Raw genomic sequence first — 12,406 nt, forward strand, 5'->3', positions numbered from 1 at the left:
GCAGAATGTCCCGATGGACGACTTCACCGCCGCGGCCGAGGGCCACCGGCGCGAGCTGCACGTGCACTGCTACCGCATGCTCGGCTCGTTCGACGACGCCGAGGAGGTCGTGCAGGACGTGCTGCTGCGGGCGTGGACGCACCGCGACTCCTACGAGGAGGGCACCAACCTGCGGGCGTGGCTGTACCGCATCGCGACCAACGCCTGCCTCGACCTGCTGCGGCAGCGGTCCCGGCGACCCGAGCAGGTGCGCTCGTTCGCCGAGGTGCCGTGGCTGCAGCCGTACCCGGACCGGCTGCTCGACCAGGTCGCGCCGCACGCGGACGAGCCCGAGGCCGTCGTCGTGGGCCGCGAGACGATCGAGCTGGCGTTCGTCGCGGCCATGCAGGAGCTGCCCGCGCAGCAGCGCGCCGTCCTCGTCATGCGCGACGCGATCGGCTGGTCGGCCGCCGAGACCGCGGCGATCCTGGAGACGTCGGTGCCCGCGGTCAACAGCGCGCTGCAACGGGCCCGGGCGACCCTGCAGCGCTCGCCCCGGTCGCCGGAGACCACCCCGCCGCGCACCGTGCTCAGCGCCGACGAGCGCGACCTGCTCGACCGCTACGTCGCCCTGAGCGAGCGGCCCGACGTCGGCCGCATGGCCGAGCTCGTCCGCGACGACATCCGTGTCACCATGCCGCCGCAGCCGGTCTGCTTCGACGGCTGGGCCGCGCTGGCGCCGCTGCATGCCGCTGCGGCCGAGCACGGCGACTGGCGGCTGCTGCCGACGTCGGCGAACCGGTTGCCGGCCGCCGCCTGTTACCTGCGCCCGCCCGGCGGGACGGCGTTCGACGCCTTCAAGATCGACGTGCTCCGGGTGGAGGAGCGCCTGATCGCCGAGATCACCACCTTCGGCCCCGAGCTCTTCCCGGCGTTCGACCTCCCCGCCCAGCTCCCATGATCATCAATGATCCAACACGGCCGATCATTGATGATCATGGGGCGGGGTGGTGTCAGTGCCGGACGTCGAGGTAGAAGGCCTCGGTGTGGTAGCCGGGCCAGCCGTTCGCCCGCTGCTCGGCGACGGTCTCCTCCATCGGCTCGACGGCGGGCAGGGCGCCGTCCGCGGTGAGGTGCCGCTCGCCGCCGGCGTCGACGAGCGCCGTGACCAGCCGGTCGCGCCAGTCGGCGACGGACCCGGTCCGGGCCAGGTCGTGCAGTTCGAGAGGGTCGGAGGAAAGGTCGAACAGCTGCTCGGCCGGCCCCTCCGGGTACCAGACGTACTTGTGCCGCCCGTCCGTCATGGCCAGGTAGTACGGGATGCCCGGCGGCCCGGCGTCGCCGCCGGCCAGCCCGACGACGACGCGTGGACGGTCTCCGGCGGCGGCCAGCGCGACGAGGTCCACGCCGTCGACGTCGTCGGGGTCCGGTCCGCCGGCCGCCGCCACGAACGTCGGCAGCACGTCGGCCAGCGTCACCGGCGTCCGGACCACCGTGCCCGGCGGGACGGCCGACGTGCCCGCCGCCGGCCGCACGATCATCGGCACGCCCGCCGCCGCCTCGTGGAAGAACACCTTGTTGCCGGTGCGGTGGTCGCCGAGGAACTCGCCGTGGTCGGACGTGAACACGATCGTCGTCCGGGTCAGCTCGCCGGCGTCCTGCAGCGCCGCCAGGACCCGGCCGAGGTTGTAGTCCAGCTGCGTCACCAGCCCGTAGTACGCCGCCCGCGCGGCGCGCACGGTCGCGGCGTCGAGGAGGTCGAACGAGCCGCGGTGGCGCTGCCGCCGGAACGCCGCGGGCGCGTCGCCGCCGGCCCAGTCGCCCACGACCGGCTCGGGCACCGGCGCGTCGCGGTACATCGAGTAGTACGGCTCGGGCGGGTCCAGTGGCGGGTGCGGCTTGCTGTACGACAGCCACAGGAACAGCGGCCGGGTCGGGTCGCGGCGGTACCGGATGTGCTCGACCGCCCGCTCCGACAGCCACGACGTCAGCGTCTCCGCCTCGGGGACGGTCGCCATGCCCGGCGCCAGCTCGTTCTGCCCAAGCCCGTGCCGCATCGCCGGCACGCCCGCCCGGTAGTAGTCGTCGGGCAGGATCAGCTCGTCGAAGCCGTGGTGCGCCCGCGGCGGCGTGAAGTGCATCTTCCCGATGCCGACGGTCGCGTACCCGAGCGCGCCGAGCCGGGCCGGCAGCGTCGGCGCGTCCGGCGCCAGCACGTCGCAGGTCCGGCCGTTGTGCGTCATGCCGTGCCGCAGCGCCGACCGTCCCGTGAGCAGCGTGACCCGCGACGGCACGCACACCGGCGTCGACGCGTAGGCGGCGTCGAACCGGATGCCCTCGTGCGCCAGCTGGTCCAGGTGCGGCGTGCGCAGGAACCCCGGCGCCCCCGGCCCGACGGTGTCGCGGCGCTGCTGATCGGTGGTGACCAGCAGCAGGTTCGGCCGTTGCCCCGTCACAGGTACTCGACGGTGCCGTTCTGGCGGGACCGCTCGGCCGCGAAGGCCACCCAGTGGCTCTCCAGGCTCTCCTCGAACGCGCTCGGCGCGGCCTGGACGGGCAGCCCGGCCCGGCGCCGGCGGGTCCGCTCGACGAAGTCGGCCATCAGGCCCGCGTCGCCGCCGGAGTGCCCGGCACGGTCGTTCCACACCTGCTCGACGCGCCGCTCGGCGGGCGGCAGGCCGGCCACCTCGGGCGCCGAGTCACCGAACCGGACCACCTCGATGCGGCCGGACTCGAGGTCGGCGTTGAGCTCGCCATGGCTGCCCATCATCGTGATGACGCGGGTGTTCTGCTCGGTGAACGCCGACACCACCAGCGACGCCGTCACGCCGTTCGCGTAGCGCAGCGAGGTCGTCTGGTGGTCGACGACGTCGTTGTCCATGCGGTACACGCAGCGGCCGTAGTCGGTCTCGCGCAGCGCCTTCAGCCGGCCCTCCGGCGACGGGTCGTCGGTGATGACGGAGACCGGCCAGGTGTCGACGCCGGCCAGCTGTTCGACGTAGAACCGGTGCGCGTTGTACGGGCAGGTGGCCGCGACGGCGCACCCGTCGACGCAGCGGTCGGTGGAGCCGCGCGGCGCGTTCTCGATGCGGAAGTGCCGCCGGTCGCCGAACGACGACACCGCGATGCACGGCGAGCCGACCAGCCAGCGCAGGATGTCGAGGTCGTGGCACGCCTTGGCCAGCAGCATCGGGCTGGAGTCGGCCGTCCGGTGCCAGTTGCCGCGGACGTAGCTGTGCGCGAAGTGCCAGTAGGCGATGTGCTCGGCGTGCTCGATGCCCTGCAGGTCGCCGATGGCGCCCTCGTCCAGGAGCCGCTTCAGCGTGTTGAAGAACTCCGTGTAGCGCATGACGTGCGAGACGGTGATCGCGCCGGGCCGGTCCTTCGTCGCGGCGATCAGCCGGTCCAGCTCGCTCGGCGTCGGCGCGATCGGCTTCTCCAGCAGCACGTCGTAGCCGTGCTCCAGCGCCCGCACCGTCGGGTCGACGTGCATGCGGTCCGGCGTGGTGACGACGACGGCGTCCCACGGCCCCTGGCGGGTCAGCGCGGTCCGCCAGTCGGTGTACCGGTGCTCCGGCGGTACGCCGTGCGCGTCGCCGACGCCGGCCAGCCGCCGCTCGTCGCTGTCGGCGATGCCCGCGACCACGGCGGCCTCCGGATGCTCGAGGCACCAGCCGGCGTAGGCCTGGCCGCCGCGGTTCCCGGCTCCGATCACCAGCAACCGCACCGGAGCGTCGATGTCCGTCATGCTCACCCTTTCTCGGCCCCGGCGGTGAGGCCCTCGACCAACAGACGCTCGGCGGCGAAGAACAGCGCGATGACCGGCAACGTCAACAGCACCGACCCCGCCATCAGGACGGTCGCCGACACGCTGATGTCGTCCAGCTGTGCCAGCCCGAGCGAGACCGTCCAGTTGTCCCGGCTCTCCAGCAGGAAGAGCAGCGCGAACAGGTATTCGTTCCAGGCGATCATGAACACGTACAGCGAGGTCGCGGCGATCGACGGCATGGCCAGCGGCAGCACGATCCGCACGATCACCTGCGCCCGGTTACAGCCGTCGACCATCGCCGCGTCCTCCAGCGCACGCGGGATGGAGCGGAAGTAGTTGCGCAGCATGTACACCGACACCGGCACCGTCGACGCCAGGTAGATGACGATCAGCGCCGGCAGCTCGCCGCGCAGCCCGAGTCGTGAGAACAGCACGAACAGCGGGATCGCCATGACGATGCCGGGGAACATGTAGCAGGCGAAGAACGAGATGTTGATGACGTTCTTGCCGGGGAAGCGCAGTCGCGTCGCCGCGTACGCCCCGAGCACCGACAACAGCACGGTCGCCACCACGGAGCCCAGCGCGACGATCAGCGAGTTGCCGAAGAACGACAGCAGGCCGTACCCGCCGTCCTCCGGCGACGCGATGACCTTCCGGTACGCCTCCAGGTTCAGCTCGCTCGGCGACGGCACACCGAGCGGGTCCTGCAGCACCGCCTGCAACGGCCGCACCGACAGCAGCAGCATGTAGAGCAGCGGCAGCACGCAGGCGATCAGCACCACCGTCAGCCAGAGCACTCGGGCGACGCCGAGCACCCGGGTCTCGACCCGTTCGCGCGACGGCATCAGACCTCCGACTCCTGCTTGAGCACGCCGTACCGGTAGTAGACGGCGAACGCGATGATCAGCACGACGGACATCAGCAGGCCGAGCGCGGCCGCCCCGCCGACGTCGTTGCGCGCCACCAGGTACTGGTAGACCTGCACCGCGACGACCTCGGTGCCGGCGGCGCCGCGGGTCAGCAGGTACACGTCGTTGAAGTTCTGGAACGTCCAGATGAACCGCAGCAGCACCAGTAGCGCGATGACGCCGGACAGCTGCGGCGCGATGACGTACCGGAACCGCTGCAGCGGGGTGGCGCCGTCGACGCGCGCGGCCTCCTCCAGGTCACGCGGCAGGCCCTGCAGCCGGGCCAGGATGAACAGGAACGCCAGCGGGAAGGTCTTCCACGCCTCGAACGCGATGACGGAGAGCAGCGCGATCGGGGCGTCGAACCCGACGCCGAACAGCTCGATGCGGTGGAACCGCTCGCTGAGGAACCCGATCGGCTGGTCCCAGCCCAGCACGTCGACGCCGAACACGTTGACCGGCCCGAACTGCGGGTTCAGCAGCGTCCGCCAGACCAGCGCCGCCGACACCACCGGGATGACGTACGGCACCAGCACGAACGCCCGGATGATCATCCGGCCGGGGAACCGGTGCCGCAGCGCCAGGGCCGTCGCCAGCCCGGCGCCGATCGACAGCGCCGTGCCGCCGATGCTGTAGATCAGCGTGGTGCGGACCATCTCCCACAGGTCCGAGCTGCCCAGCACGGTCTCGAAGTTGCGTAGCGTCAGCGTGATGTCGAAGACGTTCTGCAGGTCGATCAGCCGCAGCCGCTGGAACGACATGATGATCGTCCACAGGAACGGCAGCACCACCACCAGCAGCACGATCAGCACGGTCGGGCTGACCAGCACCAGCCCGGCGCGGCCCTCGCGGACACGCAGCGACGGGCCGCGCCGGCCGTCGCCCGGCCGCCCGCGCCGGCCGCGCCATCCGCCGCGGCCGGGCCCGGTGCCGGTCTCGGCCGCGTCAGCGGCGGACGGGGCGATCGGTCCGGAGGCCATGGGCGTCAGCCCAGTTCGGACTGGAGCTGCGTGGCGCTCTCGTCCATCTGCGCGGCCGCCTCAGCCGGCGTGATGGTGCCGTCCAGCGCCTCGCGCAGGATGTTCGTCAGCTCGAGGTCGCCGTACATCGCGGTGACCAGCGCGCCCTGCCCCTGCGGGAAGCCCCAGCGCTCGAACCCGGTGGCGCCTTCGGTGATGGTCTGCACCGCGTCGTCGCCGTACAGCTCGCCCACGCTGAGCTGCGCCTGCCCGGAGCCGACCGCGAGATCGGACCAGCCGTCGACGTAGGACGTGTCGCCGGCCTCGGGGCCGTTGCGCATCGGGAACCGGCCTTCCGGCGAGATCGACAGGAAGCCCATGTAGCCGTCGCCGAGCAGGTAGCGGACCAGCTCCTTGGACGGCTCGGTGTCGGCCGACGACGTGATGCCGAGGTTGATGGTGAGGCCGAACTGGGTCGGCTGGTCGCCGGACGGGCCCTGGAAGAGCGGCAGGATGGTGGTGCGGTCGACCAGCCACTGCTGGTCGGCGGCGCACTCGGCGCAGGTCAGCGGCGTGTCCGGGAACAGCCCGGCCAGCTCGTCCAGCAGGTGCGGCGACCACGACGTCATGGCGGTCTGCCCGGCCAGGTAGTTGGCCCGGGTGGTGTCGACGTCGCCGGCGCCGGTGGGCGCGTACTGCGCGAGGTCGACGTAGAACTGGATCGCCTCCTCGCACTCGGGGCTGTCCAGCGTCACCTCGCCCTCGTCGTCGACCAGTTGGCAGTCGTTGGCCAGCGCGACGTGCTCGAACACCTGCATGGTGAAGCCGTCGCCGCCGGTGCTGCCCAGCGCGAAGCCGGAGACGCCGTCCTGGCCGTTGAGCGCCTCGGCCGCGGCCAGCACGTTCTCGTAGTCGGTCGGCGGCTCCAGCCCGGCGGCCTCGAACAGGTCGGTCCGGTAGAAGATCATCTGACCCCAGCCGTCGGACGGGACGGTGGCGTACTCGCCCTCGGCGTCCTCGACCCGGATGAGGTTCAGCGCGCTCTCGTTGAACGTGTCGGTGCCCAGCTCGTCGATCATCTCGCTGGCCACGACGGGGTCGAGGATGCCCTCGGCGACCCAGCCGGCGGCCACCTCGACGCCGTGCACGACGACGTCCGGCAGGTCACCGGCGGCGGCCGCGGACACCATGGCCTGCGTGAGGTCGGGCGCGCTGACGCCGACCAGCTCGACCTCGATGCCGGACTGCTCGGTGAAGTCGGCCAGCACCTGCTGCATCGTCGCCATGCGGTCGGCGGTGTCGTAGACCGTCCACAGCGTGATGCTGCCGCCGCCCTCGCCGGAGTCCGCGCTCTCGCTGTCGTCGTCGCCGGAGCAGCCCGCCGCGACCAGGCCGATCACCGCGAGTGCGGTCAGAGGTCGTCGCCACATGATGCCGTCCCTCCTCGTGAAGCGCCTGACGAATATGGGGCACCATGGTTCGGATCGGTGATTCAAGGTGTCAACGAATGGACAAGATGTGCAAGGAATCATGAACACAAGGCGGTGATCTGATGGATTCAGTGAAGATCGACGAACTCGACCGCCTCGTCATCGGCGCCCTGCTGGCGCAGCCGCGAGCCACCCACGCCGTCATCGGGCAGGCGGTGCGCAGCTCCGAGGCGACGGTGTCGCGGCGGCTGGCCCGGCTGCGGCGCACCGGCGCCGTCCGCGTCGTCGGTGCGCTCGACTCGCAGACGAGTCACCGGGCGCGGTCGGTGTTCGTGCGGCTGCGCTGCGCGCCCGGCGCGGCCGACGAGCTGGCGCTGCCGCTGGCGCAGTGGGAGGAGACCGGCTCGGTCAAGGTGCTGACCGGCAGCGTCGACTGCGTCGCCGAGATCGCCTACACCTCCAACGAGCACCTCTACCGGCTGATGATGCACGAGCTGCCGCGGTTCGACGGCGTCATCGCGACGTTCAGCAACCAGGTGATCCGGCGGTTCTCCACCCCGCACGGCTGGAACCCCGGGCTGCTCCCCGACACCGTCGTCGCCGAGCTGCGGGCCGAGCGGCGCGACCGGTGGAGCGAGCATCCCGAGCCCGACGAGGCCGCGCCGATGTCCGAGCTGGACGAGCAGATCGTCGCCGTGCTCATCGACGACGGCCGGATCAGCTGGCAGGACCTCGCCGCCCGGTGCGGCGTCACGCCGAGCACGGCACGCCGGCGCACCGAGACGCTGATGGCCCAGGGCGTGCTGCGCATGCGCACCGTCGTCGAGCCGGAGGTGCTGGGGCTGACGGTCAACGCGTTCGTCTGGCTCACCATCAACCCGACGAAGATCGGCCTGGCCGGCGAGATCCTGGCCCGGCACCGCAGCGTCGTGATGATCGCGGCCACCACGGGCGACCGCAACCTCTGCGGCGAGATCGCCGTGGCCAGCGACAGCGCGCTCTACGAGTTCCTCTCCGAGACCGTCGGCCACCTGCCGGGGCTGATCCACGCCGACGTCGCGGTGGCGCTGCGCACCGTGAAACGGGCCGGCATGATCGACCCGGAGCTGCGCACCGTCGCCGGGTCGCCGTCCGGGCCGTGAACAGGGTCGGAACTCCGGACGATCCTGCGAATCTCATGCGTCACAACGGGGGTCGGAGGGCTATGGTCGAGGCATGCACGAGAGTGAGGCTGCGCACGATGCTGTGCGCCGCGACCCGATAGACATCCATCCTTACGACACCGCGTGGCCCGAGTCGTTCGAGCAGCAGCGCCTGCAGGTCGAACCGGCCCTGCGTCCGTGGCTGATCGGCTCGGTCGAACACGTCGGCAGCACGGCCGTGCCGGGACTGCCGGCCAAGCCCATCATCGACATGATGGCCATGGTGCCCTCCTACGAGCAGGCCCAGGGCGCCGTCGCCGCGATGCGGGAGATCGGCTGGACCCACGTGGCCGAGGCCGGCGACGAAGAGCTGCGGCGCTGGTCGTTCTGCTACCCGGAACCGGCCTGGCGCACGCACCACCTGCACGTCGTCGAGTACGTCTCTCAGCTCGGCCGCGACTGCCTGGCCTTCCGCGATCACCTGCGCCACCACCCCGACGACGCGCGTCGCTACGCCGAGATCAAGCAGAGCCTGGCGGCCGTGCACCACGACGACCGCCCCGCCTACCGCGCGGGCAAGGCGCCGTTCATCGAAGACATCATGCGGCGGGCGTCCGTCCAGCACTGAGCCGGGGCAGCCGGCCGGTGGCCGCCTTCAACGCGATGAGGGTCAGGATGCCGGCCAGCACGATCGCGGCCAGGTTGATGCCGAGCTGAGCGGCCGCGCCGCCGACCTCGGCGCCGTCACCGAGAGCCAGGGCCAGTCCCAGGTTCCCGGCGGCGGGGACGGTCGTCACCGAGATGAACACGCCCACCAGGGCTCCCGACTTCGCGGACGTGAGCGACAGGATGCCGGCGATCCCGGCGATGAACGCCACGACGAACGACCACCGGTCCGGATGCCAGATGAACCCTGTCAACGGCCGGTCGGTCGTCAACACCGACGCGTCGATCCACCCTGCCCACGACGCCACCAGGCCGAGCACGGTGGCGACCGTGATCGCGATCGTGAACCCCACCGCCAGGGTCACCAGCCCCTGCCGCACGATGCTGAACCGCCGGTGCACCAGGCCCACGGCGATGCCCGCGAGCGGGCCGAACTCCGGCCCGACGACCATCGCGCCGACCACCAGGATGGCGGAGTCGAGCACGATCGCGATGGCGGCCAGCACGGCGGCCAGGCTGAGGAACCAGACGAACGTGTTGGACAGCACTGAGTCCTCGTCGGCGCGGCGCACGACCTGCTCCCAGATGACGGCGTCGGCGCCCTCGCCGGGCGCCTCGTCCTCGGCCCGCTCGGCGGCCGCGGAGACCGACGTCTCGACCGACTCGAGCGCGATGGTGCCGGTCTGGTCGACGCCCAGCTCGCGCAGCGCCTGGATCATCCCCTCGGCGGACTCGCGGGCCAGCTCGGCCAGTACGAGGTCGCCCTCGGGGCGCACGGACGCGCCACGCAGGACGGCGATGCTGGCCACGCCCGGGCACTCGTCCAGCAGCTCGACGATGCGGTCGGTGGTCTCCGCCGGCGTCGTGACGCGCAGGTGCAGCACGGCGCCATCGTAGGGCGTGCGACGCCGGCTTGTACGCTGGCGACCGTGACTGACGGTGTGATCCTGCAGGTCGGCGGCCTCCATCCCACGGCCGAACGAGGGCTGGCGACGTACGGGGCGCTGCGGCTGCCGTCCGGGCCGGCGCGGGCGGCGTTCCTCGCCGAGCACGGGCCCGACGTCACCGTCGCGGTCACCGGGGCCGGCATGGACGCCGAGCTGATCGGCGCGCTGCCGCGGCTGGCCGCCGTCATCAACCTCGGCGTGGGCTACGACTCCGTCGACGTCGCGGCGCTGAAGCCGCGCGGGATCGCGCTCAGCAACACCCCTGACGTGCTCACCGACTGCGTCGCCGACCTCGCCGTCGGCGGGCTGATCGACGTGTTCCGCGGCCTGTCCGCCGGCGACCGGTTCGTCCGGCGCGGCGCGTGGGCGGCCGGCGACAAGGCGCCCCTTCGGCGCCGGGTCAGCGGTACCCACGTCGGCATCCTCGGGCTCGGCCGCATCGGCGCCGCCATCGCGCACCGGCTCGAGGCGTTCGGCTGCACCGTCAGCTACCACAACCGCCGCCGCGTCGACGACGTCCCGTACGCGTACGCGGCCTCGCCGGTGGAGCTGGCCCGGTCCGTGGACGCGCTCATCGTCGTCACCCCCGGCGGCCCGGGCACCCAGGCGCTGGTCTCCGCCGACGTCATCGCGGCGCTCGGGCCGTCCGGCTTCCTCGTCAACGTCGCGCGCGGCAGCGTCGTCGACCAGGACGCGCTGGTGGCGGCGCTGACGTCGGGCGCACTGGGCGGCGCCGCGCTGGACGTGTTCACCGACGAGCCGCGCGTGCCGGAAGAGCTGTTCGCGGTGGACAACGTCGTGCTGCTGCCGCACATCGGCAGCGCGACGGTCGAGACGCGTGAAGCGATGGCGCAACTGGTGCTGCGCAACCTGGAGCGGTTCCTGGCCGACGGGACGCTCGCGACGCCGGTGCCGCTTTAATGACCGTATGCGGGTAGCACTGGTCCAGCTCTCGGCCGGCACCGACGTCGCCGAGAACACGGCGGCGATCCGGCGGCTGACCGACGGCGTCTCGGCCGACCTGCTCGTGCTGCCGGAGGCGGTCATGCACGACTTCGGCGACCCCGCGCTGCCGCTCGGCCCGGTGGCCCAGCCGCTGGACGGCCCGTTCGTCGCGACGCTCGCCGAGGTGGCGCGGGCGGCCGGCGCCGTCGTCGTGGGCGGCATGTTCGAGCGGTCCGACGACCCCGACCGGCCGTACAACACGCTGGTCGCGGTCGGCCGCGACGGCGCCGTGCTGGCGACGTACCGCAAGGCGCACCTCTACGACTCCTTCGGCTACCGCGAGTCCGACCGGCTGCGCGCCGGCGACGCCCTGCCCGCCGTGCTCACCGTCGACGGCGTCCGGCTCGGCCTGCTGACCTGCTACGACCTCCGCTTCCCGGAACAGGGCCGGGCGCTGGTCGACGCCGGCGCCGACGCGTTCGTCGTCCCGGCCGCGTGGGTGCGCGGGCCGCTGAAGGAGGACCACTGGCAGACGCTGCTGCGGGCGCGGGCGATCGAGAACACCGTCTACGTCGCCGCGGCGGCGCAGACCGGGCGGGCGTACTGCGGCCTCAGCCAGCTGGTCGACCCGCTCGGCGTGGTGGTCGCCGCCCTGGGCGATGAGGAGGGCCGGCTGGCCGCCTGGCTGGACCCGGCGCGCGTCGCGGCGGCACGTGAGCGCAACCCGGCGCTGCGGCACCGACGCAACTGGCCGGCCTCATGACCGCCGGGCCGTGGGCGGCGGTGATCCTCGCGGGCGGATCCGGTCGGCGGCTCGGTGGGACGGACAAGCCCGCGCTGGTCGTCGGCGGGCAGACGCTGCTGGACCGCGCCGTCGCCGCGGCGGACGGCGCGGGCGCGGCGCAGGTGGTCGTCGCGGGCCCGCGGCGCGACACGTCCACGCCGGTCACCTGGACCCGTGAGGACCCGCCCGGCGGCGGCCCGCTGGCCGGGCTCGGCGCGGGCCTGGCCGCCCTGGACGTCGCGCCGGACGCCGTCGTCGTCCTCGCCGCGGACCTGCCGCGGGTGTCGTCGGCGCTGGTCGGACGGCTGCTCGCCGGGCTGGAGCAGAACGTCGACGCCGTCGCCGTCGTCGATGCCTCCGGCTGGGTACAGCCGCTGGTGGCGGCGTACCGGATCGAGCCGCTGCGGGCCGCCCTGGACGCCGTCGGCGACCCGCGGGACCGGCCGGTCCGCGCGCTGCTGGAACGCCTGCGCGTGGCGACGCTGCCGGACGACGACGGCGCCGCGGACATCGACACGCCGGGCGACCTGGCCCGATGGCGGCCATGATCAGTGGAGGATGGGCCGGACGGCGGGAGGAAGGTACGTGACATGGACAGCTGGGTGAGCGCGTTGTGTGAACGTCTGGGGGTACCGGTCGACGACGTCGACGTCGGCGGGATCCTCGACCTCGCCCGCGACGCCGCGCACACGGTGGAGCGGCCCGCCGCGCCGGTGACGGCGTTCATCGCAGGCTACGCGGCGGCCACCAAGGGCGGTGGCGCGGCTGCCGTCAACGCCGCCCTCGACATCGCCGGCGAGCTGGCTCGCGACTGGAACGACGGTCCGGACGTCACCACGCCGACCCTGCAGTGAACCGCGTCCGCTAGCGTCACGCT

General features: G+C 72.6%; 13 protein-coding genes. 7 read left to right on the forward strand and 6 right to left on the reverse strand.

What is annotated here, in order from left to right:
- Positions 1-13: 13 nt before the first annotated feature.
- Complete coding sequence (locus BLU82_RS30035) at positions 14-940, forward strand: RNA polymerase subunit sigma-70 (RefSeq protein ID WP_092624524.1); 927 nt, start codon at positions 14-16, stop codon at positions 938-940.
- A gap of 52 nt (positions 941-992) precedes the next feature.
- Here the strand turns inward: BLU82_RS30035 and BLU82_RS30040 are convergent, their stop codons facing one another.
- The 5 genes from BLU82_RS30040 to BLU82_RS30060 are packed head-to-tail and all read right to left on the reverse strand — an operon-like array spanning position 993 to position 7,045.
- Positions 993-2,435, reverse strand: coding sequence for a sulfatase-like hydrolase/transferase (locus BLU82_RS30040; protein WP_157741352.1), 1,443 nt, complete (start codon positions 2,433-2,435; stop codon positions 993-995).
- Positions 2,432-3,727 carry a Gfo/Idh/MocA family protein gene (locus BLU82_RS30045; RefSeq protein WP_092624526.1) on the reverse strand — a complete coding sequence of 432 codons (1,296 nt, stop codon included), beginning with the start codon at positions 3,725-3,727 and terminating at the stop codon, positions 2,432-2,434. Before BLU82_RS30045 ends, BLU82_RS30040 begins: the two co-directional genes overlap by 4 nt.
- A 2-nt stretch (positions 3,728-3,729) precedes the next feature.
- On the reverse strand, positions 3,730-4,593 hold the full coding sequence (locus BLU82_RS30050) for a carbohydrate ABC transporter permease (RefSeq protein WP_092624527.1): 864 nt from the start codon (positions 4,591-4,593) through the stop codon (positions 3,730-3,732).
- Complete coding sequence (locus BLU82_RS30055; protein ID WP_092624528.1) at positions 4,593-5,636, reverse strand: carbohydrate ABC transporter permease; 1,044 nt, start codon at positions 5,634-5,636, stop codon at positions 4,593-4,595. The genes BLU82_RS30050 and BLU82_RS30055 overlap by 1 nt, the downstream gene beginning before the upstream one ends.
- 5 nt (positions 5,637-5,641) lie before the next feature.
- Complete coding sequence (locus tag BLU82_RS30060) at positions 5,642-7,045, reverse strand: ABC transporter substrate-binding protein (RefSeq protein ID WP_157741353.1); 1,404 nt, start codon at positions 7,043-7,045, stop codon at positions 5,642-5,644.
- Between the two features lie 131 nt (positions 7,046-7,176).
- Between BLU82_RS30060 and BLU82_RS30065 the strand changes: the two genes are divergently transcribed.
- Both BLU82_RS30065 and BLU82_RS30070 read left to right on the forward strand, forming a co-directional pair.
- Entirely contained in the window at positions 7,177-8,187 is a 1,011-nt protein-coding gene (locus BLU82_RS30065; RefSeq protein WP_172885732.1) for an Lrp/AsnC family transcriptional regulator, read from the forward strand.
- A 73-nt stretch (positions 8,188-8,260) separates the two neighbouring features.
- Complete coding sequence (locus tag BLU82_RS30070) at positions 8,261-8,815, forward strand: GrpB family protein (RefSeq protein ID WP_197682566.1); 555 nt, start codon at positions 8,261-8,263, stop codon at positions 8,813-8,815.
- Here BLU82_RS30070 and BLU82_RS30075 read toward each other — a convergent pair.
- Complete coding sequence (locus BLU82_RS30075; RefSeq protein ID WP_092626526.1) at positions 8,787-9,737, reverse strand: DUF389 domain-containing protein; 951 nt, start codon at positions 9,735-9,737, stop codon at positions 8,787-8,789. The genes BLU82_RS30070 and BLU82_RS30075 overlap by 29 nt on opposite strands.
- 36 nt (positions 9,738-9,773) lie before the next feature.
- Between BLU82_RS30075 and BLU82_RS30080 the strand changes: the two genes are divergently transcribed.
- Genes BLU82_RS30080 through BLU82_RS30095 form a run of 4 tightly spaced genes read left to right on the forward strand, consistent with a single transcriptional unit; the run spans position 9,774 to position 12,383 of the window.
- Positions 9,774-10,721, forward strand: a complete 948-nt coding sequence (locus BLU82_RS30080) for a 2-hydroxyacid dehydrogenase (protein ID WP_092626529.1) — start codon at positions 9,774-9,776, stop codon at positions 10,719-10,721.
- A gap of 7 nt (positions 10,722-10,728) precedes the next feature.
- Positions 10,729-11,508, forward strand: coding sequence for a carbon-nitrogen hydrolase family protein (locus BLU82_RS30085; RefSeq protein ID WP_092624532.1), 780 nt, complete (start codon positions 10,729-10,731; stop codon positions 11,506-11,508).
- Positions 11,505-12,077: a molybdenum cofactor guanylyltransferase gene (locus tag BLU82_RS30090; RefSeq protein ID WP_092624533.1), complete on the forward strand. Its 573-nt coding sequence runs from the start codon at positions 11,505-11,507 to the stop codon at positions 12,075-12,077. Before BLU82_RS30085 ends, BLU82_RS30090 begins: the two co-directional genes overlap by 4 nt.
- Before the next feature lie 42 nt (positions 12,078-12,119).
- Complete coding sequence (locus BLU82_RS30095; protein WP_092624534.1) at positions 12,120-12,383, forward strand: DUF6457 domain-containing protein; 264 nt, start codon at positions 12,120-12,122, stop codon at positions 12,381-12,383.
- Positions 12,384-12,406: the final 23 nt, after the last annotated feature.

This window comes from Jiangella sp. DSM 45060, assembly GCF_900105175.1.
GTDB lineage: Bacteria > Actinomycetota > Actinomycetes > Jiangellales > Jiangellaceae > Jiangella.

Coding starts and splice junctions, on each gene's coding strand:
- BLU82_RS30035 (WP_092624524.1), top strand. CDS start 14: ATGGACGACTTCACCGCCGCGGCCGAGGGCCACCGGCGCGAGCTGCAC.
- BLU82_RS30045 (WP_092624526.1), bottom strand. CDS start 3,727: ATGACGGACATCGACGCTCCGGTGCGGTTGCTGGTGATCGGAGCCGGG.
- BLU82_RS30050 (WP_092624527.1), bottom strand. CDS start 4,593: ATGCCGTCGCGCGAACGGGTCGAGACCCGGGTGCTCGGCGTCGCCCGA.
- BLU82_RS30055 (WP_092624528.1), bottom strand. CDS start 5,636: ATGGCCTCCGGACCGATCGCCCCGTCCGCCGCTGACGCGGCCGAGACC.
- BLU82_RS30060 (WP_157741353.1), bottom strand. CDS start 7,045: ATGTGGCGACGACCTCTGACCGCACTCGCGGTGATCGGCCTGGTCGCG.
- BLU82_RS30070 (WP_197682566.1), top strand. CDS start 8,261: ATGCACGAGAGTGAGGCTGCGCACGATGCTGTGCGCCGCGACCCGATA.
- BLU82_RS30085 (WP_092624532.1), top strand. CDS start 10,729: ATGCGGGTAGCACTGGTCCAGCTCTCGGCCGGCACCGACGTCGCCGAG.
- BLU82_RS30090 (WP_092624533.1), top strand. CDS start 11,505: ATGACCGCCGGGCCGTGGGCGGCGGTGATCCTCGCGGGCGGATCCGGT.
- BLU82_RS30095 (WP_092624534.1), top strand. CDS start 12,120: ATGGACAGCTGGGTGAGCGCGTTGTGTGAACGTCTGGGGGTACCGGTC.